Raw genomic sequence first — 19,353 nt, 5'->3', positions numbered from 1 at the left:
ACCCGCCTGCTAAAGCAATGCCGTCAACGGTTCTGGCAAACCCATTCGGTCGTCACGCTTTCATCTGGAAGTTGAGAGCGCGTATATTTAAACGGACCAACATCCGAGAGCATTTGCTCACTACCCAGATACTCGGCCTGAGCTGCATTAAATGCTTCGAGAAAGTCCTTGTCTGCTTTGTGAAAGCCGATCCCAACCCAATTTTGCGTCCAATCAGGCAAAGCTGTGGGGTCAGACACTTCCAGCGCCCCGCCGGATTCTTCAGCCAGCCCTAAAAGCGTGAAGTAAGAAGCAGCACCTGCGTCAGCGCGGCCTGCCTTAACCGCGGCTAAAATTTCGGTTGGACCAGGCACTTGCATAATCTGCTCATCAGTCAGGCCCTCCCTTTTGCCAGCCTCAACTGTGTTATAGCCAGCGCCTGTCACCATAATTGAACCGGAATCGCGGATGTCAGCATAGCTCTCAAGGCCCTTAGGGTTCCCTGCTGCGACCAGGAACGCATCCCCGAACACGCCAAGAGGTTCCGCGAAATCAATGTTCTCACAGCGCGATCCAAGAATGTACATACCACCCGTGATGATATCGATACGATTGGCCTGAAGGCCAGGGATCAGCCCGCCCCAATCTGTCACCACTGGCTCAATATTCTCATAGCCCATTAACTTTAGAACGCCCAATGCATGTGCATTGGCAAAGCCGAGCGGCGTGTCGTTGTCGCCGGGGTAAGCCCACGGCACTTCATTGGAGAAACCAATCCGAATGGTTTCGCCACTTTCAATGCGATCCATCAGCGGACCAGCAAGCGTCGACGTCGTGATGCCGACGAAAGCTGTGGCGGCGACGACGGTGGTTTTTAGTATCTGATACATTGAACTCTCCCTGAGTTGTTTTTCGAGCATTTGTTGTGGCGTGCCTCGGCGCCACAGTTAGATATGTGGTCTTGTGTCTTTTTCGTCGTATTCCTCCTAAGTTCTTATCGCTCCATTTACGGGTGAACTTCTTTTTGAAGTCCTCTTCTTCTCGCACCTGCGATGTCTGACAAGGGGAACGATCGCTGCGATGTTTCCACGCCTGTTACCCCCTTGCTTGTTAAGCGACATGCGGGCCGTATGGCGTGTCGTTCAGAACTTCTGCACCATCCGGGCCCAGAAGAACTGTGTTCGAAATGAAGTAGTTGCCGCGCCCGGTTTCCGTAAACCAGGACATCATGTGGAAGGTCATGCCCTCTTTCATTTCCATGTCTGAATCGTGCTTCAAACCGGTGACCCGCGGTCCACCCGTCCACGACGGAGGAAACCCGATACCAACCAGATACCCGCAATGGTGGCGGCGATATTCTGGCATGCCCGCCGCATCCACAACCGATTGCCAGCCATTGTAGACATCTCTCGCCGCCACACCGGGTTTCAGCGCGGCCATCGTGGAGTCAAAGGCCTTAATGCAAATCTCGGCCATTTCGGCATCTTCGTCCGATATGCTGCCGATATTGACCAGCCGGCCCATCGGCGCGTTGTAGCGCGAGACACAACCGGCGATTTCCAGAAACACTGCTTCGCGATGTTTGCTATCACCCCAGCTTGTGTGCTCTTCCGCCATACGGGTGGCCGGGCGCAGGAAGGGGCCGAACCCCGGTGGCGTACTGCCTGCGCGTGTCATTGCAGCCAGACATTCGGCGGCAACATCGGCTTCAAGCGCCCCATCATGGATCGCCGCAATGGCGGCTTGCGTCCCTGCATCGGCGGACCGCGCGGCCTGACGCATAAAGACCTGCTCTTCGGCAGATTTCACCAGGCGCATTTCATCCAGCATGCCTGTGATATCGTGCCAACTGCCTGCCGTCACCTGATCCCTGATCTGCGCGCCCATGCCATATGCCAGGCCGGACGACCATTCCTCGACCCCGAGTGCCTTGCCGGTGGTTTTGCCCGCCAGGTGTGCGACGACCTTGTCGGCCGCCGTCTCGGAATCCGTGTGGCCGATGAAGGTGGCATTGCGCACCTGATTGCGGATCACCACCTTTTCCATCGCGCGGGTGATCAGGGTCAGATCACCCGTCGCCGGGACGATCAGAACTGTGGGTGCGAAATACCCCCAATGATCCAATCCGATCAGGTAAAAGATGTTTTCGGGCGAACTTAGCAGGATCATATCCAGGCCGCGCGCTTCCATCTGCCTGCGGGTTGCAGCGACGCGTCGCTCCAGTTCGGCGTCGGTGAATGGGTTGGAATGCATGTATTTCTCCTGTTCTTGTTCGTTAGACTGGCGCGGCTGGCACGTTGAAGTCGGGGTTCGCATCTATGATCGCGGCCAGGCGCAAAAGCGCTGCTTCGCCGAATTGTCGACCAACAAGCTGCACACCCATCGGCAAACCGGCGCTGTGCAGGCCTGATGGCAGGGTTGCAGCCGGGTGGCCCGTCATATTGAAAAAACTGGTGAATCGCGTGATCGCATTGCCTGCGGGCTCGGTCAGACCTTCGGTGGTGACGCTCACAGCGCCCAGTTTTGGGGCTATTGCCGGGGTTGCGGGGGTTACGAGCGCATCCACATCGTCAAAGACCCGCTCCACCTCAGTGCGGTAAACTGTAAGCATTCGTTTTGCGCGCACATAATGTTCGGCCAGCAGGTTTTGCCCCAAAGCCAGCCCTGCCCGGAAATCGGCACTATAGAGATCGCCGCGCTCGTCCAGCCAGGGCATGTGAAAGCTCAACGCCTCAGGCATCTGGATCGTCAACGATACCGTCCGGGTGTGGGTCATTTCTGGCAGAACGACATCTTTGATCGCAGCGCCTTTGCTTTCCAGAAAGCGAATTGCGCGCTCCGTGGCAGCGCAGATTTCTGCGTCTACATGCTCATAGAAAAACGCGCGCGGGATACCAATACGGCAGCCCGACAGGTCATCTCCGGCCTGTGCCGCCGCGACATATTCGTCAACCGCGTTCCCTGCGCATCCCGGATCAGCCGGGTCCGGCCTTGCGATCTCCTGCAGAACCAAGGCGGCATCGGAAACTGTGCGCGTCATTATCCCGACATGATCCAGCGACCAGCAATATGGCATCACACCGCGCACTGACACCCGTCCATAGGTAGGTTTAAACCCGACCAGACCGTTCAACGCCGCCGGTGCCCGCACCGATCCGCCGGTATCCGTACCCAAAGCAAAGGGCAGCAAGCCCCATGCAACGGCCGCCGCCGATCCGCTGGAGGATCCCCCGGCCAACCGGGTTTTGTCATAGGCGTTGAGCGCCGTACCATAGAGCGCGTTTTCACCAGTGGCGCCGTAGGCAAACTCGTGAAGATTGAGTTTGCCAAGGCAGTTTGCTCCGGCGTCATTGAGCATCGCCACGGCGTGGGCGTCGTCTTGGGCAATGTTGTCATGCAAAACGCCCGACCCTGCGGTCGTGAGCGTGCCGCAGCAATCGAACATATCCTTCACGCCATAAGGAATGCCATGCAATTGGCCGCGGCGCGATCTGTGGTCCAGGTCAGCGGCCCGGCTCATAGCCGTTTCCTTGAACACCTGAGTAAAGGCTTTGCAGACCGGATTGAGATCTTCGGCGCGTTCAAGGCAGGCAGCCGTAACGGCGGATGCTGTCGTATCGCCGTTTTCCATTGCCCGGGACAGGGTCGCGATTGTCGATGTTGCAATCAGCTCCGGGCTCATGACACATCCTTTGCCCGCGTGATGCCAAGCGCAGGCGGCGTTGCCCCCAGATCCATCTTTCGCAATAGTTCCAACTGTTCCAGCAGGTCGGCAAAGCCGGTGATGATCCCCAATTGCGGGTCCACGAGTTCCGACAATTCCGCGTCGCGAAAACCATGCGCCGCAAGCATGTCCCGCATTTCGGCAAGGGTCGCGAAGTCAGGGGGTTTCAGGCTCATGCGGCTTTGTCCGTGCGATACGCCTCAACGGCAGCCATATCCAGCGTCACACCCAGTCCCGGGCGATCCGGCACCGCAACGGCACCGCCCGTCATGGCAAAATCGGTCTCTTCAATCAGATCATCGCCGAGATGGTTGAACAGCGATTGCATGGGACGGGTCAGCGACGGAAAGGCGACACCCATGTGGCACATGGCGGCCCAGGAAATTCCTGCCTCCCAGACTGAGCGAAACCAGTAGCGCTTGCCGATGGCTGCCAAACGTTCAGACAGGTCCCGGCACCCCATTAGCGACCCTTCGGCATGCGGCTCGCCCACCGCGCCGTCAATTGCCGGATAATGCCGCAGCGTTTCCGGAGACGTTGCGTGAGAAGACACGTTGACGCCGTGACGTTCAGCCAGCCGATTCATGTCAGCAAGGTTCGAAACCGGCTCTTCCATATTGCTCAGCCCATAGGCGCGGGTTGCGGCCATGAACTTGTCTGCGGTGTCGAAATCCCAGGCCATATTGGCGTCGACCCCGATGGAGATGTGCGGACCCAGGCGGTCCCGCACTGCCGCAATCGTGTCGATATCCGTGGCGACCGGGTACACCCCGACCTTGAACTCAACGAAATCCGATCCTGTTGAGGCCACCGCCGCAGCCATCTTTTCAGCCATGCGATCCGGCACGTCCGACGGTTTGATGCCTTCTGATGGGTCAACGGTATACTCATAGGCGACAAATCCAGCAGCAACGCGGCACTTGCCCCCCAACAGGGCGTACAGAGGCAGGCCCGTGTCTTTCCCGATGCAGTCAAGTATCGCCATGTCGAGCGCCGCATAGGTGCTCTGATCCACCAATTGATCGGGATACCCATAATCTGCCCGGTCAGGCAAACACAACGCACGTAAACTGGCCGCGTCGGCGACAGTCTGACCCTTCAGGACATCGGCAAACCGGGCGTGAATTATTCCAGCCGCCGCTGTTCCCCGCGTCTCGCCGACGCCAACGACGCCGTTGTCGCATTCGATCTTCACAATCGTGCGCATCGCCGCTGTCCGACGCGCTCTGGCAAAGGCGCCCACGCGCTTTACAGGAATGGCGACTGGTATCGCGCAAACAGCCTTAATTTTCATTGCGAACCCAGGTTGAAATGCCGGTTTAGAGCGGCTTGCTGTTCACTTTGTATACAGCTTAGCTACGATTCGGCAATATACTTCGATAATATTGACGATTTGCCTCATACATGTATACACGACCGTCCAAAGCCCTGTGGAGATCAAGCAAATGAATGTATCAACCAACGACGCCAAATCGGCTGTTCTGAGCGCAGTCAAGTTTGATGAAGGGCGCAATGCGCGCGGCAAGATCGGATTTGTTCTGATCCCGAATGAGCAAACCATCGAAGACGACATGATCAAGCATATGCCACCCGGTGTGGGTGCCTATTTCAGCCGGGCCACAATGCCCCGTGAAATCTCGACCGAAAGCCTTGCTCAGCTGCGGGGGTCTTTGGCAAATGCTGCGGCCAGGATACTGCCGGATGACAAGCTGGATGTCATCGTGTTCGCCTGCACATCAGGGACGGTTGCCGTAGGCGAGGAGGTATCTTGTACCGAGCTGCTAAAAGGCGCACCCGGTGCCAAGGCGACGACATTGGCGGGCGCGGTGCGAAAGGCTTTGAAGGCAATCGGTGCCGGAAAAATCGTGTTGGGCTCACCGTATGTCCCGGAATTGAATGATAACGTCGTGCGTTATATCGAAGACACGGGAATTTCGGTTTTGGGTGCGCATGGCATGGGATTGAAGTATGACACCGACATGATCCGGGTTTCTCTTGACTACCTTGTCGACTACGCACTGGCCATTGATGACCCTCAGGCAGACGCGGTTTTGCTAAGTTGCGGCGCATTGCGAAGCATTGATGTGATCGACAAGATCGAACAGAAACTTGGCAAGCCTGCGATCTGCTCCAATCAGGCGATGCTTTGGGACAGCCTTCGCTTGGCAGGCGTAAATGACAGGCTCTCAAACCTTGGCGAACTGTTGAGAAATCATTGAACGTACACACAGATAATACGACTGGCACACCGATATTCAGAGCGTTACGCGAAAGTATCTGCACGCTGGAGAAACCATTTGGCACCGTATTGCGCGAGGTCGAATTGGCCGAGGAATTTGGTGTCAGTCGCACGCCTATCCGACAAGCGTTGCATCAACTTGCAGCGGTCGGCCTTGTAGAAACACGAAACGGTGTTGGAACGATTGTCACCGCTGGTGATCCTGAAACAGTTGACGATATTTATAGGCTGCGCATTCAGTTGACCGCTCTGATCGGACAACTCGCAACAAAAGAATGCCCTGCGACAGCGGCTGAAAACATGCGAGCCTTGCATGCTGAGGTTCTTGAGCTTGAACCGAAACTGTCACCGCGAGACTTTTGGGAGTTGAATGGAAAGCTGCACAAAACTATTACCGGGATCATCGAAAACCGGGAATTGCGCGCACTCCACCATCTCTATTACTTCAAGGTCGCCCCTTTCTGGTTTCGGCTATTCCTAGATAATCCCGAACAGGAATTCGCCCGTCTCGTCAGAGCAGTTCAGGAAACGGCCTTCTGGATGGAAGAGGGTAACATGCTGGCTGTTGCGAACATACAGCAAAACCATATTGCCATGGCCGCCAACTTGTTGAAGGTCAGGCAGTGAACGCTGCCGGAGGTTCAGTATGACCCGCAATGCTCCCTTCAAACACCACCGTTTTCCCGCCGTCATCATTCTCTGTGCGGTTCGAATGTACCTGCGGTATCCGCATTCATGTCAGGATAGAGCCGACCTGCTAGCTGAGCGCGATATCAAAGTAGACCGTTCGACCGTCTATCGCTGGGTCCAGAAATTCGGCCCGCAGATTGCGGAGGGAATTGAAAGGCGTCGCGAATGGGTCGGCCTGAACTGGCATGAGGACGATACATATTTTCGGGTTGGTGGGAAATGGCGTTACCTTTGGCGAGCAATCGACTGGCATGGGTATCTGATCGACTTTTACTTGACCGCCCGACGGGATGCCAAGGCCGCGAAAGACTTTCTTTGTAGGGCTATTGAAAAGGTGCGACTGCATCGACCTGACACGATCTGCACGGACAAGGCCTCAACGTACCGTAAAGCGATCCAGGAAGATAACCGTCGCCACGACCCGCATTTCGATAGCACCACACATATAGACAAGAAGTGGCGGAACAACCGGATCGAGAGCGACCACGCTGCGTTGAAGCGGCAGCTAGTTTATCGGCAAAGCTCTCGATCACTCAGTTCGGCCAAAGCTACACTTCGTGGCATCGAAACCGTCAGAACGATCAAAAACCGGCATGTCTACGATATGAAACCTGGGAACCAGGGAGAATTCGACCTGCTGCATAAGGTGTTCGGATTGGCCGCCTGACCGACGAATGCTACGCATGCCATGATACCATTTCCAATTAACGCAAGAGTCCCTGACAATCCGAAGAGAAGAAGCCATGCTAGACATTTCGCTGGATGACATTGAATACGCCACCAAAACCGCACTGGAACGACATGGGGCGCTTCCCTGGACTGCGGCCGAGGTTGCCAGGTCCGTGCGCAAGGCGGAAGCGGTCGGAAACCGCATCTGCGGTCTCTATTACCTGGAAAGTTACTGCCAGCAACTGCAATCTGGACGGGTCGATGGAAAAGCCGATCCTATGGTGACGTGTCCGAAACCCGGTGTGGTTGCCGTGGACTCAAAATTTGGTTTTGCCCAGCCGGCCTTTGCCCGGGGATTGCCAGAGGCGATCAAGGCCGCGCGGGTCTGCGGTGTCGCCAGCCTGGCCGTGGGCCACGCCCATACCTGTACGTCCTTGGGGTATTTCACCGGGCAGATTGCCCGCGCGGGGCTTATCGGGGTGGGGCTCACCAATGCCTCGCCGATTGTCGCGCCGCCCGGTGGAAAGTCGCGGGTGATCGGCACCAACCCGATTGCTTTTTCGGTTCCCGATGGAATGGGAGGCATCGCTATGCAGTTTGATCAATCAACCACTACCGTGGCTCTAGGCAAAATCACCATGGCCAAGGCAGCCGGCGAGCGCATTCCCGAAGGCTGGGCTGTAGATGCCGAAGGACAACCGACCACAGACCCCGAAGCCGCGCTTGGCGGGTCTCTGGTCAGCATGGGCGGCTACAAGGGATGGGGCTTTGGCCTGATGGCCGAGCTTCTGGCTGCAGGAATGACCGGAGGGGCTGTCAGCCGCTGCGTCAACCCGCTGAAGGCCCCCGAAGGCCCGCCGCATGACCTTGGTCAATATTATCTCCTGATGGACCCGGATTGTTCGCCCGAATTCTTCGACCGGTTGGAGCAGGTTGCCGAAGGCGTTGCATTGGATGAAGGCGCGCGCATGCCGGGGCAGAACAAGGTTGAACAGGACCCTGTGGCTTTGGAGCCGACTGTCTGGGCACAGGCATTGGCTTTGGCCGGAATGAACTAGAGTGTCAATGGTATCTCAATTTTCCCCAAAATGGGCAGGTCAAAACTCCCAAGTTTAGCGGTTTAGGTTGTCAGCCGTTTCAGTGACTTGTTGTTCTATTCTTGGGTCGGCGGCCGCGCCGTTTCGGCGGCGGCGCTGGTGTGATGGGGGCGTTTGTTCGGGTGAGCTTTGGGATCAGGTTGGTATGGCCACGCTGGCGGTAGCTGGCACTTTCAATCTGGACGACAACGGCGTGGTGCAGCAGCCGATCCAGGAGCGCGGTAGCAACAACCGGATCACCGAAGACCTCACCCCACTCAGCAAAGCCTCGGTTGGCGATGCCGTTTTGGCTGGGGAGGTGAGAGCGTCTGACCTCGCAATCACACCTGAAGCGCCGCATTTGTAGGCAGACATAGCACTCGCCGGGGGCCGTCGCACCCTTGCCGAGAATTGTCACCGTGCGGTCGAACTCGTTGCTATCCCTCAAGACGTTATCATGGGAATCTATGAAATGCTGCGTCCGGGACGGGCCGATTTGGGAACGCTTCACGCGCAGGCCGATGTTCTCCGGTCCATCTATAAGGCAGAGCTTTTGGCGAAGTTCATCGAAGAAGCCGCAACGGTTTATGAACGTCGTGGATTTTTCGTGAAAAGATACTGATTTGAGTACGTGTCGATAGCGGTTCGGCTTTGAGACGACCCAGCGAATTCAGAGACCGGCTTGGCTAACTTTGCAATATTGGTAATCCGTGCACTGCGGTGCGCGCAACTTTAGCGAATTTCAAAAAGTGCTTCGGCGGCATTGTGCTGCATGCGCACGCAGCGCGCCGCTCCGCTGCACTGCCGAAAAACTAAAGAATGGAGGCCGCTCATTGGCGTTCGGACCACTTTGGTTTCGCCAGCCACTGTCGTCTGTTCTGCCCTTATGGATCATGCTCTACAGCTGCTCATAACTTGGAAAGCCCCTGTTTAAGCTGCTCCGTGAAGCCCGAAGTTTCCATATAATTCCGCAGGCGCTGGTTATATCCTCCGGGTGTGTTCAGTGCCCGGATCAGGTGCTGGCAATCCGGAGTGGCTTGCAGGCTAGAGCCGACCAGAGCACGTAAAAACGCTTCGCCCTGCGCAGCATCTTTAACATTTTCTCCCAGCCATTCTCCGGCTTTCTGCACCATGACGGTTGCCGGTGAAAGCACAGCCTGAGCGGCGAGATAGGCGGCAAGTTCACTTTGATCCGCTAGTTGGAAGATAGAATTGCGAGCCCCAAAAAGCGCATTGGCGATTGCAGCATCGCCCAGTATCAAGATCGGAGATCCGCCTGTGGCGATTCCAGGAAAAGGGATCATATTTGCGACAGCAGTCGCCGGCGCAACCATTTCTCGCAAATCTGAGAGCGTCGGGCCGGACATGAGTGATATGATCTTTTGGTCTGGCCTGAATGTCAGGGAAGAGAGAACGGGCCTTGCTTGTTCAGCCACCAGACCCAGGAACACGATGTCACTCGCATCAAGGACCTCTTGATTGTCAGCAACAGTCACATTTTCATTTTTTCCAGCGAGCCGGGAGGAGTGCGCCTCTCCGCGGTGTGAAACGGTGATTTGGTGGCCGTCCTCAGCAATCCCATCGACAACGGCGGCGGCTATGGTACCTGTTCCAACAATTCCGATTCTCATGGTAGAACTCACTCTCCTCCAGTTTGTTGCATTGACAAAATTCTAAAAGTCTACGCTCAAAGCATTTGTTATCTCCCGGCATCAAATCTGCAGCGGTGCGTGAAAAAGCCTCGGATAAGCGCCCTAATTGCAGTTTTTCGAAAAATTACGACAGGTATGTTCAAAAATTTCCAAGTGGGATTCCTCATCCGCATAGGACATCACCATGCGCACTCCATTGCCTTGCCCGTCACAAACCCAGGGACGCAGGGACAATCCTACCTTTACTAGCGCTGCCTCTAGCGCAAGCGGCAACTGAACAAAGACTTCGTTGATATGCACCGGATGGACAACTTCGACCCCTGGGCAGGCGTGCAAGGCAGCGAGGATACGTGTGGCATTGCCATTGGCGCGGGCCGCATTTGTCCGCCACAGATCATCCTCCAAATGGGCAAGGAGCTGGGCGGACATGTAGCGCATCTTCGACGAAAGGTGCCCTGCTCGTTTATGCATGAAGCGCAGCGCCGCGCCGATGGCCGGATCAAATGTGATCACGGCTTCAGCGTTCATCGTGCCATTTTTGGTGGTGCCGTAGGTCAGCAGATCAACACCCGCCTTCCAAGTCATTTCCGCAGGGGAACAGCCCAGGTGGACGAGCGCATTGGAAAACCGCGCCCCATCCAGATGGGTCTTCATGCCCGTACCGTGAGCGATGGCATTCAGTTCAGCTAATTCCTCCAACCCATAGGTGACACCGCATTCGGTGGCCTGGGTCAGACAAAGCGCGCTGGCCTGCATATGATGGGCGTTGCCGATGCCATGATCGGAGAGCGCCTGACGCAAGGCCTGCGGCGTGATCTTATTGTGCGCCCCGCTCAGTAAAGTCATGCGCCCACCACCAGAGTAAAACTCCGGCGCGCCACATTCGGTGGTGACCACATGAGCTAGGCGGTGGCAAAAGATAGTGCCATAGGGTGGCGTGATCGCGCCCAGAGCCAAACCGTTGCCTGCTGTACCCGTGGGCACGGGAAAGACAAAGGCTTCACGCTCGAAGAACTCGGAAAATGCCGGGTTCAAACGCTCGGTCCACTGATCCGCGCCATAAGCTGTCTCAACGCCAGTGTTGCAGGCGATCAAAGCCTGCATCACCTCGTCACAAACCGGTGCACCATTGTCCGAGTTAAACTGGTAGCTTGGCATCTCAGACAAATCCTCCGCCAAATTCCGCCGCCGCATCTTGTAGGACATCCCACAGGTAATGGCCGGAAGCAAAATCGCTCAGCATATAAAGCCCGAACTCGCCGTTGCGATCCTGGCGCAGCAGGATGGCACCGAGCCGCGCAACTACGGTTTGCGCCACGTCCCCTTCCGCAAAGACGTCAGGCCGCAGATCCACACCACAAATCTTGGCCATCATCGACGGTACATCTGCGCCGGTGATCCACAGCCAACTATGGCTGTCTTCCCGCGGCAGCGGAAAGCCGATGCCCTGAGTGCTAGTGGACCGCGCTGTATCCCAGGCCTTCGTCAGATTTGCGCAGAAGGTGGAACGACCCTCTGGATCAGGCAGTGCCAGGTATTCCTGCCCGCCTAGCCAGGCGATGACTGTGCCATCGTCTTGAAAGGCGGCTTGGTTGGGGGCGTCTGGCATGGTGCCAACTTGAGATGCCAGCCAGTCGCGGGTGCCTCGGCCTTTGAAGCCGGTGCGCGGCAAGGCGGAAAGGTCGGTAATCTTCACACCGCCGCTGACTGTCGGGCGAGTGTCGCGCAAACGATGAGCAAAGGGGCTTTGTGCGATTGGATTGTCCATGATCACATCTCCTGCCGCTTGTTGTCGGGGTCGTAGAAATGGGGGGAGCAAACGGTTGCCTGATGCAGGCTTCCGTCACTGGCACGCAAGGTGATCTTCGCACCGGTCTCGCTGTCAGAGCGGGCCGCATAGGCCAGACCAATGACCTTGCCCACCGAAGGCGACTGACAGATCGACGTCACAAAGCCCGCGATCTCACCATTTTTGATCACCAGATTGCTTTCTTCCAATCCAGCCGTAGGCATCTCATCCAGGGAGAAGCCGACCAATTTACGATCCCTAAGCGTCTTGTTGCGCAATTCCAGACTGCGTTTGCCGACGAAGAATGGTTTCTTATTGGCCACCGCCCAGATCATGTCCAGCTCTTCCGGCGTGGTCATACCGTCGGTGTCCTGGCCAACAATCACATGGCCCTTTTCCAGTCGCATGACGCGTTGTGCTTCCAGCCCGAAGGGGCGAATGCCAAACTCGGCACCCGCTTCTGCAATAGCATCCCAAAGCGCCCCGCCATAACGCGCGGGCACATGGATTTCGTAGCCCAACTCACCAATGAAACCGACCCGGAAAGCCCGAGCGGGAATGCCTGCCACATGCCCCTCGCGATAAGCGAGATACGGGAAATCCTCAGCGCCAGTGGCGATATCATCTGTCAGCTTGTTAAGCACCGTACGGGCATTTGGTCCGGCAAGGTTCACGCCGGCATAGGCTGCGGTCACATTGGCAATATCCACGTCCAACCGCCATTGGGCGTTCCACCACAGCATATTACGGTAGATATTGTCGACGCCGGTGGTGGTTGCGGTGATGTAGAAGTAATCCTCGGCAATGCGGCAAGCCACACCGTCGTCAATCACTGTACCCGCCTCATTGGTCATCAGCAGGTAACGTGTTTTGCCGATGGGCAGTTTGGCATAGGCAAATGTGTACATCCGATTGAGGAATTCTGCCGCATCAGGACCGCGCACATCCAACCCACCAAGCGTTGAAACATCGATCATACCGACGTTGGTGCGCGCATTACTGACTTCGAGCGCAATGGTCTTCTTAGCATTGCCCCGCCCATAATAAGCCGGACGTTGCCAATTCCCTGCCAGCAACCATTCTGCTCCGGCTGACTCATGCCGGGAATGCATCGGCGTGCGGCGCATCGGCGTGAACTTACGTCCCGCCAGCGTGGCAATCTTTTCCGTTGTAAAAGGTGGTCGCGCGGTGGTGACCCCCACTTCCGCAACAGTGCGGTCGGAGTGTTTGGCGACCAGGCGTGCGGTCGGCAGCGCCGCGTGCCGACCTTGGCTAGGCCCCATGCCAACGGTGGAGAAGCGTTTAACCAATTCCAGTTCGCGGTAGCCCTCGGCAACCGCATTCTTGATGTCCTTGATTTGCAGATCTTCGTCGAAATCCACAAAATCCTTGCCTTTAGGATGTGGGAAAATCGGCCAGGGGTAATTGGGCGAAGTGGCGCATTTGTCTGGCGCTTCCGGGGCATCAGCCTCCGACAGCCGGGCCGCAGCCCGCGCACCCATGGCCGTGCCATGAGCTACACAGCGCTCCAGCGCGTATCGGCCATCCATTGATCCAGCGAGACCAACGTCGGCGTTGTGCCCAGTGATCGAGAACATGGCCGTTTTATCGTCATACCCAACTTTGCCGCCAGCTTGCACAGCGAGCTGATAGGTTGGTGTGTAGCCCACCGACATGCAGACCAGATCGCACGGTAGCATCCGCTGCTTACCAGTCGCTGCACCCGCGTCGTCCAATTCGGCAATGGAGACGCCCCGCACATGCTTGTGGCCTGGCCCGGGCAAGGCCTCATAGATGCAGCAGCCATCGTGGATGGTAAGCCCCACTGTCTGAACCTGTGCCCGCAATGGCCCTTCCGCCTCCTTGCGCAGTTCGCAGACAGTGACGGAAACACCTGCATCCACCAAGTCAAGAGCCACACCATAGGCGTCATCGTTGCCCGCCAGAACAACTGCCGTCTGCCCCGGTGTGACACCGTAAGATTTTATCAAACGCTGCGCAGCGGAACCCTGCATAATCCCAGGCAGATCGTTGTTGCGGAATTGCGCGGGTTGTTCGATCAGTCCTGTGGCAAGCACCAACTGACGCGCCCGGATTTTGTGCAATCGGTTACCCTGGATCACCGCCAGCCAATTGTCGGCAAACCAGCCATTACAGACGGCGTCAGTCCAAGTCTCGATGTTTTCCATCGCCTCGACATGATCGATCAGGTCTTGCAAATTCATGCCGCGTGCATAGGTCGCCGCGCCGCCCAGCTGTGGATTTTCATCAACCAGCAGAACAGACCCACCCAACTTGGCCGCCTCTAGCGCCGCAGCCAGACCAGCAGGACCGGCACCCACCACAACCACATCATACCAGCCATAAGCTTTGTCGTGATAACCGTCTTCGGGCGCATTGATATCCATAGTGCCCAGACCCGCCTTGGCACGGATCAGCGGTTCCCAGATTTTCTCCCAGATGCCTTTAGGCTTATAGAAAGTGCGATAATAGAACCCCACAGGCATGAAACGCCCCATACGGTTCATGAAGAAGTCGCGATCTTTCTCCAAGGAACCGTTGACGTTTTGAGCCTTGATCTCTAGCCCTTCAGAAATCGGGTGACGGTCGGCAAAAACGCTGACCTCATTGCCGATCTGCACCAATGTATTGGCGTCCTGACCGGCCATGGTCAGCACCCCGCGCGGGCGATGGTATTTGAAGCTGCGCGACAGAACCCATTGCCCATTGGCCGCCAGGGCCGAGGCAATGGTGTCGCCCTGAACACCGGAGTAGCGTTTTCCCTCAAAGAAAAAAGTGATCGGTTTCGTGCTGTCGATCAGCGCGCCGGTTCGAGTGATTTGAGTCATGATCGGAGTTCCTCGGATGGGCGAAGGTCCTCGGATGGATAGGTTCGAAGGATTTCGTCTGTCACGGTGTTACGTTCGGCAATGAACCAGTAGTTGGTCGGCGTATGGCACCACCATTCGCGCACTACGCCAGCGGCGTTATTGGCGAGCCAGACGTACTCGGCCCAATCCTTGTCGGAAGTCTTGTCCGGGTCGGGATGGTTGTGGAATTCGCCGTAACAAATGAATTCGGAAATGTTGCGGGGTCCGTTCAACGGACAGTGCATGATTTTCAATTGCGTTGTCCCTTAGTGGCTGGCCGCTGTGGCACCCATTTCATTAACCAGGTCAAAAGTGTCGAAACGATCAAGGCGGAAGGGTTGGATCATTTCCGGCACCCGGTCTTCAGCAATTGCCTGTGCCAGATTGAAACCGCTGGCGGGGGTCGACTTGAATCCCCATGTGCCCCAGCCCGCATCCAGCCAGTAGTTGTCCAATGGCGAACGTCCCATGACCGGGCTGTAATCCGGCGTCATGTCGGTGATACCCGCCCATTGACGCAGAATTTTCAGATCCCCAATGAAGGGAAACATCTCCAGCGCGGAGGCCGCCAGACTTTCCTTCATGTCCAGCGTTGAGCGAGTGTTGTAGAGCTCATAAGGATCAGAACCCCCGCCAATCACCAGCTCGCCACGGGCGGATTGCGAAATATAGCAATGCAGCGCAGTGGAGGAGACCATCGGGTTTAGGAAGGGTTTCACCGGGTGGGTCACCATGGCCTGCAGCGGGAAGCTGCGGATCGGCAAGCGTAGCCCGGCCATGGCAGCCACAACCGAGGAATGCCCGGCCACACATTGCACCACAGCCCCAGCCGAGACATTGCCACGATTGGTCTGCACTTCTGTGACCTTATTCCTGTCCACTGTCAGACCAGTCACCTGAGTTTTCTGGTGCAATTCCACACCGCGGTCACAAGCACGGATGGCATATCCCCAAGCAACCGCGTCGTGCCGCGCGGTGGCAGCATCCGGGTGCCACAAACCTTTGAGGATTGGGCGACCTTCAATATCCAGGTTTAGACTGGGCACCAGCGCTTTGATCTGCTGACGATCCAGGATTTCGTTGCGTTCACCCAGAAATGTGCCACTGTCCGCCCGTAGGCGCAGCGCCCGCGAAACGCCATCGGAATGAGACAGGGTCAGCTGACCCCGGCGGGAGTACATCAGGTTGTAGTCCAGCTCGTTGGCCAGGCTTTCATAGAGCCGCATAGAAGCGGCATAGAACTTGATTGACTGCGAGGTGATGTAGTTGGAGCGGATCACCGTGGTATTGCGCGCTGTGTTGCCGCCGCCCAGGTAGCCTTTTTCTAGAATGGCAATATTTGTTATGCCGTGTTTCGTCGCCAGATGATAGGCAAGCGACACTCCGTGACCGCCGCCACCTATGATCACGACGTCGTAGTGTTTTTTCAGATCAGGGGTTCGGGGAATCTCCTCACGCACCGGATAGCGTCGAGAGAGACCGTATTTGAGTAGCGCCAGGACCATGAGGAGAGACCTTCTAGAGCTGGAGTTGTGCCGTTTCGTTGGCCACTAGCTCAGTGGCATATTCAACCATCGAAACCTTTGCGACTGATGTTCGTTCAAATACAGCTACCGGCTCCACACAAGCGGCAGCAGTTCGCCTACAATGGGTTCACCTTCCTTCATTCCATGAGCCTGCCAGTATTCTGTCTGCGCGTCGGTCCAACTGCCTCGTTTTTCAAACGCTGCATTCCCGTGGGCGAAGCGCATTGTCAGACGGTTGACGGTACGTTCAGGCGGTACAGGGTTGGGGGCGCCATGCAATGTATGGGAATCGAAGATCAGGCAATCACCGGGGTCCAGATCAAATTCCAGCACGTCATAATCATCCAGATTTTCAGTGAAGTCCGGTGTGGGCTCATAGGGTTCCTGTAGTGCTGCCTTTTGTCCGGTGCCGGCAAAGCTGAGAGGCATGAATTTGCGCCCCCATTTGTGCGAACCCTTGAGGAAGACCACGCCCTCACCCTGACGAACGGGTTCAAGTCCCATCCACAGTACACACCATTCGCCGCTGACATCGAAATAGGGGTTGTCATGGTGCCAGGGCGCTCTGTTGACCGCGCCGGCCTCGCGCACCAGCCAATTGTCAGTCACGAGTGCAACGGAACTGGCCTCCATCGCTTCGCCTGCAAGTTCTGCCGCTGGAGAATTGAAAATGAAATTCTTCATGTGGGCATTTTCGCGCCAGATCCACATGTCTGTGCAGTAGGTGCCCGGATTGGTGTCTTTGGAATAGTCCAGATACATCGGCCCCGGATTGGCGCGACCAAATTCAATCGAACTTCGCACTTCGTCCAACCATTCCTGCGAAAATGCGTTTTTGATCTGAACCACGCCATCGTTTCGATAAGCGGTCATGTGTTCTTGCGTCAGCATTGTGTGCCTTTCGGTGCGTGTCATCACTTTATGACAAGGCTTTCAGGTGTTGTGGCGGTCAGCACTTCGGCACCATCTTCGGTGAGAATGACCGTGTTCGAGATGAAGTAGTCGACGACGTCGGTGTCTGTGAACCAGCTGTGGGCGTGGAACACCATGCCGACCTCCAGCGTGCGTTCTGACCCGGGGAAGAGGCTGGTTACCATGGACCCACCTGTCCAACTGGGTGAGAATCCGATGCCCACCATATAACCGCAATGATGCCGTTCGTAGTCTGCCAAGCCGCCGCTTGCGGCTACCTCGCGCCAGGCGGCGTATGCCTCCCCGGCCTTGCCGCCTACTTTCAATGCACTGCAGATTGCCTTCATGCCGTCCATGGCCAGCTCTGCCGACTTCTCAGCCCCCTCCGGCGCGCTGCCCACAAAGACCAACCGGCCCATAGGCGCATGATATTTGCGATAGGATGCGGCATTTTCCAGAAACACCGCGTCACCAGTTCGGAAGGTTTCGCCACGCCAGGTCGTATGCTCTTCGCCCGAGCGTGTGGCTGGACGAATGAACGGGCCAAAGCCGGTCGGCTCACTACCTGCCAGAGTCGAGGCGCGCATGTACTCCGCGGCAATCTCATAATCTGTCGCGCCGTCGCGGATCAGGTCAATGCAAGCGCTCATGCCGACATCTGCGGCCTTGGCGGCCTTGCGTGTGTATTCGATTTCCAGCGGGGATTTTGCCTGTCGCAGGTTGTCGACCAGACCGGATCCGTCCGCCCATTCGACGCCCTCCGCCTTTGCCAATATCCCTTCGGCATGATGCAGGTGCAAGAACAGGCTGCGCCTTTCGAGCGCGACGCGACCACCGGACAGGCCTAGGTCCTTCATCGCCTGTACCACGTAGTCAGAAAGCTCTTCGTGATCCTGATGACCATAGAACCGGGCGTTTCTCACCTGATTGTCAAACGTGATCTTTTCCATGGCCCGGCAGATCAGCGCCATCTCGCCATCTCGGTTCACAACGAGAACATGGGCAGCAAAGAACCCCCAGTGGTCCAAACCGGTCAGATAATAGATGTTTTCGGGCACCGAGATAACGATCCCGTCCAGATTCTGCTCGGACAGGACGGTTTTTACACGGTTGAGTCGGTGGTCCAGCTCCTCTTTTGGGAACGGGGCGTGTTCGATCATTCGGTGTCTCCTAACTGAGATTGATTCCACTGCGTCGACTGTTAAGGTATACCATTGATAAGTCAAGAGGCTGGCGCTGTTCATGATAGGCCCCAAAATATTGGGACATTTTTGCGAAATTGCGGATTTATGTTGAGAAACTTCCCAAAATGGTATACCAATACGCCGTAGATCAGGGAATCAATCAGGGAGAGACCAATGAGCCAAATACTAAGAACCACTATTATCGCCGCGACAACCATTGTGGGTGTCGCGACATCGGCGCTGGCGGGTCCACTCATGGATCGTATCGAAAGTGGTGAGACCATTCGGATTGGTTTCTCCAATGAAGTGCCGTGGTCTTACCCCGGCGACAACGACGCACCACTTGGATTTGCAAACGTACACACGCTGGGTGTCCTGAAGGCAATGGGCTACGACAACATCGAGCCCGTCGTGACAGATTGGGGTGGATTGATCCCGGGCCTCAAAGCCAATCGCTTTGATATCATCACGGGTGGCATGTACATTCTTGAAGCGCGTTGTGAGAGCATTGATTTCTCCGAGCCGATGGGGATTTTTGGCGATGCCTTTGTGGTTCCCGCTGGCAACCCGAAGAACATCACCTCTTATGCTGACATCAAAGATCAGGGGGCCACGATGGTCACTGGCGCCGGTTACAACACGGTTGATGCCGCCAAACGCGAAGGCGTGGCAGCCGAGCAGATCCTCGAAGTGCCCGGGCCAACTGAGGTGCTAGCCGCAATGCGTGTTGGTCGTGCTGACGCAGGTGCTATGACGTTCTTCACGGCGCAAAACCTGGCGGCCCAATCCGATGGCGAGCTTGAGGTCACCGATCCTAACGCGTTGCCCGAATGGACCCAGAACTGGGTTGGTATCGGTTTCCGCCCGGAAGACAGCGACTTTCTTGAGGCCTTCAATGCCGCGCAGGCAGAGTACTTGGGTTCAGAAGAGATGTTGGCCGCCGTTGCGCCATACGAATACACTGAATTTCAGGTTCCGGATCCAAGCGTGAAAACCGAATGGATTTGCCAGAACCGTTGACGGCATTGCTTTAGCAGGCGGGC

20 protein-coding genes are annotated in these 19,353 nt (G+C 56.5%); 6 read left to right on the top strand and 14 right to left on the bottom strand.

The features are described from left to right. Nucleotides 1–23: 23 nt before the first annotated feature. The 5 genes from AC2FJC_RS22725 to AC2FJC_RS22705 form a co-directional block, all read right to left on the bottom strand. On the bottom strand, nucleotides 24–869 hold the full coding sequence (locus tag AC2FJC_RS22725) for a transporter substrate-binding domain-containing protein (protein WP_496741887.1): 846 nt from the start codon (nucleotides 867–869) through the stop codon (nucleotides 24–26). Between the two features lie 220 nt (nucleotides 870–1,089). After that, on the bottom strand, nucleotides 1,090–2,232 hold the full coding sequence (locus AC2FJC_RS22720) for a M24 family metallopeptidase (RefSeq protein ID WP_496741885.1): 1,143 nt from the start codon (nucleotides 2,230–2,232) through the stop codon (nucleotides 1,090–1,092). A gap of 22 nt (nucleotides 2,233–2,254) precedes the next feature. Then, complete coding sequence (locus AC2FJC_RS22715) at nucleotides 2,255–3,661, bottom strand: amidase (protein WP_496741883.1); 1,407 nt, start codon at nucleotides 3,659–3,661, stop codon at nucleotides 2,255–2,257. Then, nucleotides 3,658–3,879 carry a hypothetical protein gene (locus AC2FJC_RS22710; RefSeq protein ID WP_496741882.1) on the bottom strand — a complete coding sequence of 74 codons (222 nt, stop codon included), beginning with the start codon at nucleotides 3,877–3,879 and terminating at the stop codon, nucleotides 3,658–3,660. The genes AC2FJC_RS22715 and AC2FJC_RS22710 overlap by 4 nt, the downstream gene beginning before the upstream one ends. Further along, complete coding sequence (locus tag AC2FJC_RS22705; protein ID WP_496741880.1) at nucleotides 3,876–4,997, bottom strand: mandelate racemase/muconate lactonizing enzyme family protein; 1,122 nt, start codon at nucleotides 4,995–4,997, stop codon at nucleotides 3,876–3,878. The genes AC2FJC_RS22710 and AC2FJC_RS22705 overlap by 4 nt, the downstream gene beginning before the upstream one ends. A gap of 151 nt (nucleotides 4,998–5,148) precedes the next feature. On the opposite strand from AC2FJC_RS22705, the gene AC2FJC_RS22700 reads away from it, so the two are divergent. From AC2FJC_RS22700 to AC2FJC_RS22685, 4 genes are all read left to right on the top strand, one after another. Continuing rightward, on the top strand, nucleotides 5,149–5,922 hold the full coding sequence (locus AC2FJC_RS22700; protein ID WP_496741878.1) for a maleate cis-trans isomerase family protein: 774 nt from the start codon (nucleotides 5,149–5,151) through the stop codon (nucleotides 5,920–5,922). Further along, nucleotides 5,919–6,569: a GntR family transcriptional regulator gene (locus AC2FJC_RS22695; RefSeq protein WP_496741876.1), complete on the top strand. Its 651-nt coding sequence runs from the start codon at nucleotides 5,919–5,921 to the stop codon at nucleotides 6,567–6,569. The genes AC2FJC_RS22700 and AC2FJC_RS22695 overlap by 4 nt, the downstream gene beginning before the upstream one ends. A gap of 19 nt (nucleotides 6,570–6,588) precedes the next feature. Then, the gene (locus AC2FJC_RS22690; protein WP_496741874.1) at nucleotides 6,589–7,299 is read left to right on the top strand and encodes an IS6 family transposase; all 711 of its coding nucleotides are present in this window, start codon (nucleotides 6,589–6,591) and stop codon (nucleotides 7,297–7,299) included. A 76-nt stretch (nucleotides 7,300–7,375) separates the two neighbouring features. Continuing rightward, nucleotides 7,376–8,359 carry an Ldh family oxidoreductase gene (locus AC2FJC_RS22685; protein ID WP_496741872.1) on the top strand — a complete coding sequence of 328 codons (984 nt, stop codon included), beginning with the start codon at nucleotides 7,376–7,378 and terminating at the stop codon, nucleotides 8,357–8,359. Between the two features lie 79 nt (nucleotides 8,360–8,438). Here the strand turns inward: AC2FJC_RS22685 and AC2FJC_RS22680 are convergent, their stop codons facing one another. Beyond that, nucleotides 8,439–8,738, bottom strand: a complete 300-nt coding sequence (locus AC2FJC_RS22680) for an ATP-binding protein (protein ID WP_496741891.1) — start codon at nucleotides 8,736–8,738, stop codon at nucleotides 8,439–8,441. A gap of 12 nt (nucleotides 8,739–8,750) precedes the next feature. On the opposite strand from AC2FJC_RS22680, the gene AC2FJC_RS22675 reads away from it, so the two are divergent. Further along, on the top strand, nucleotides 8,751–8,999 hold the full coding sequence (locus tag AC2FJC_RS22675; RefSeq protein WP_496741889.1) for a diol dehydratase small subunit: 249 nt from the start codon (nucleotides 8,751–8,753) through the stop codon (nucleotides 8,997–8,999). Nucleotides 9,000–9,285: 286 nt separating this feature from the next. Here AC2FJC_RS22675 and AC2FJC_RS22670 read toward each other — a convergent pair whose 3' ends face one another. From AC2FJC_RS22670 to AC2FJC_RS22635, 8 genes are all read right to left on the bottom strand, one after another. Then, the gene (locus tag AC2FJC_RS22670) at nucleotides 9,286–10,008 is read right to left on the bottom strand and encodes an NAD(P)-binding domain-containing protein (RefSeq protein WP_496741870.1); all 723 of its coding nucleotides are present in this window, start codon (nucleotides 10,006–10,008) and stop codon (nucleotides 9,286–9,288) included. A gap of 123 nt (nucleotides 10,009–10,131) precedes the next feature. Further along, nucleotides 10,132–11,187: a threonine aldolase family protein gene (locus AC2FJC_RS22665; RefSeq protein WP_170764663.1), complete on the bottom strand. Its 1,056-nt coding sequence runs from the start codon at nucleotides 11,185–11,187 to the stop codon at nucleotides 10,132–10,134. 1 nt (nucleotide 11,188) lies between these two features. Next, nucleotides 11,189–11,797, bottom strand: a complete 609-nt coding sequence (locus AC2FJC_RS22660; protein ID WP_496741868.1) for a hypothetical protein — start codon at nucleotides 11,795–11,797, stop codon at nucleotides 11,189–11,191. Between the two features lie 2 nt (nucleotides 11,798–11,799). Next, entirely contained in the window at nucleotides 11,800–14,667 is a 2,868-nt protein-coding gene (locus AC2FJC_RS22655) for an FAD-dependent oxidoreductase (protein WP_480526501.1), read from the bottom strand. After that, a complete protein-coding gene (locus AC2FJC_RS22650) occupies nucleotides 14,664–14,933 on the bottom strand; it encodes a sarcosine oxidase subunit delta (RefSeq protein ID WP_237212687.1) in 270 nt (89 codons plus the stop codon). The genes AC2FJC_RS22655 and AC2FJC_RS22650 overlap by 4 nt, the downstream gene beginning before the upstream one ends. A 21-nt stretch (nucleotides 14,934–14,954) precedes the next feature. Beyond that, nucleotides 14,955–16,193, bottom strand: a complete 1,239-nt coding sequence (locus AC2FJC_RS22645; RefSeq protein ID WP_496741866.1) for an FAD-dependent oxidoreductase — start codon at nucleotides 16,191–16,193, stop codon at nucleotides 14,955–14,957. Nucleotides 16,194–16,298: 105 nt separating this feature from the next. Next, nucleotides 16,299–17,105 (bottom strand): phytanoyl-CoA dioxygenase family protein, encoded by an 807-nt coding sequence (locus tag AC2FJC_RS22640; protein WP_170764665.1) that lies wholly within the window; start codon nucleotides 17,103–17,105, stop codon nucleotides 16,299–16,301. A gap of 23 nt (nucleotides 17,106–17,128) precedes the next feature. Then, on the bottom strand, nucleotides 17,129–18,286 hold the full coding sequence (locus tag AC2FJC_RS22635) for a M24 family metallopeptidase (RefSeq protein ID WP_170432403.1): 1,158 nt from the start codon (nucleotides 18,284–18,286) through the stop codon (nucleotides 17,129–17,131). Nucleotides 18,287–18,484: 198 nt separating this feature from the next. Between AC2FJC_RS22635 and AC2FJC_RS22630 the strand changes: the two genes are divergently transcribed. Further along, the gene (locus AC2FJC_RS22630; RefSeq protein WP_170432400.1) at nucleotides 18,485–19,330 is read left to right on the top strand and encodes a transporter substrate-binding domain-containing protein; all 846 of its coding nucleotides are present in this window, start codon (nucleotides 18,485–18,487) and stop codon (nucleotides 19,328–19,330) included. The last annotated feature ends 23 nt before the right edge of the window (nucleotides 19,331–19,353 follow it).

This window comes from Ruegeria sp. CDSB117 (assembly GCF_059611005.1).
This window is presented reverse-complemented; position numbering and strand designations above follow the sequence as displayed.